1 protein-coding gene is annotated in these 1,426 nt (G+C 46.1%); it reads left to right on the plus strand.

From position 1 onward, the window contains the following. On the plus strand, positions 1 to 999 hold a 999-nt coding region (locus AC1DUA_RS37485), incomplete at its 5' end, for an ankyrin repeat domain-containing protein (protein WP_477504554.1). Between the last annotated feature and the right edge of the window lie 427 nt (positions 1,000 to 1,426).

The raw sequence follows: 1,426 nt of genomic DNA on the forward strand, positions 1-1,426 counted from the left end.
TCCCGTTACCTTATTGAACGAGGAGCTCATGTCGATCCACACGCTGCTGCAGCTTTAGGGATGATAGAAGTCTTGCAAAAAATGGTGGACGAGGATCCAGCAGTTGTTAATCAGCGCGGACCTGATGGACAGGTCCCGCTGCATTATGCTGTCTCACCTGATGTCATCGATTTCCTGCTGAATCACGGGGCTGACATTGACATGCGGGATATTGACCATAACAGTACAGCTGCTCAGTATGCTATTAATAATCCAGACAAATGTAGACACTTGATTAAGCGTGGTGCCCATGCGGATATCTTTATGGCATGTAAGTTAGGAGACATTGAACTTGTTCGCCACCTTCTTAATGAGGACCCGAATGCTCTTCAAGCTCAAGTGGGAAAAGGGGACTTTACCTCCGGTGAATCGAATGGAGGGCACATTTATGAGTACAATATCGGCGCAGGGGCCAGACCGCTTTTTCTTGCGGCACACCTTGGTCATGCTGCCATCACGGAGTTGATGTTGTCTTATAGTTCAGATGAGCAGAAATTACTCCTTGCCTGTATGCGGGCGGATTCCGAAACCGTCCATGACATGTTAAGAGAACGTCGGGACATCGTTCAATCCCTAGATACGGAAAATCAAAGTGTTATTACGGATGCAGCATGGGATCATCGAGTAGAGGCTGTTCGACTTATGTTGGATGTTGGTTTCCAGCCAGATGCGCGGCGTAATGAGCATTCGATGACAGCTCTTCACCGCGCTGCGATACGGGGGAACCACGCAATTGTCCAATTGCTGATCAGACACGGAGCATCACTTGAAATTCTAAATGAGTTTGGAGGGACCCCGCTCAATAGCTGTATCTGGGGATCGTTGAATTATAAGGATCCTCAAGGGGACTATGCCGTGGTAGCGGAGAGCCTCATTGAAGGAGGCGTCAGACTTCCGGATCAAGCTTCAGGCAGCGAGGTTGTAAAATCAGTTCTTATTCGACACGGAGTAACGGCATGAGATAATGACATAATATGAGAACGTTCGGTAAAAATAATTATTTACCGAACGTTCTCAATGTGATATAAATATAAGCAGAGAGGAAGCCATTGAACGTTACAATACGTACTTGGACGCGCAATTTCACTCAGGCATCACCCGAGCCGATAGTCATAAGCAAGCTGTGCGTTTTCTGTTTGACTTCATGATTGAGGGGTCCGACGACAAGCCTCGGGGCTGCCTGCTTGTCAATATGGCTGTGGAACTTCAGCCAACAAAGAGAAGCTTCACCGTATAGCTAGTTCCGCTATGTCAATGCTTGACGTTTAATTTGAGCAGCATGATTATACACATAATAGAATGATCATTCTCAATAATCTGATTACTAAAGGAGAAATTAAACATGAGTAAAGTATGGTTTATTACAGGAACTTCAACAGGATTCGGC

It is taken from the genome of Paenibacillus sp. 01T422, from assembly GCF_056398785.1.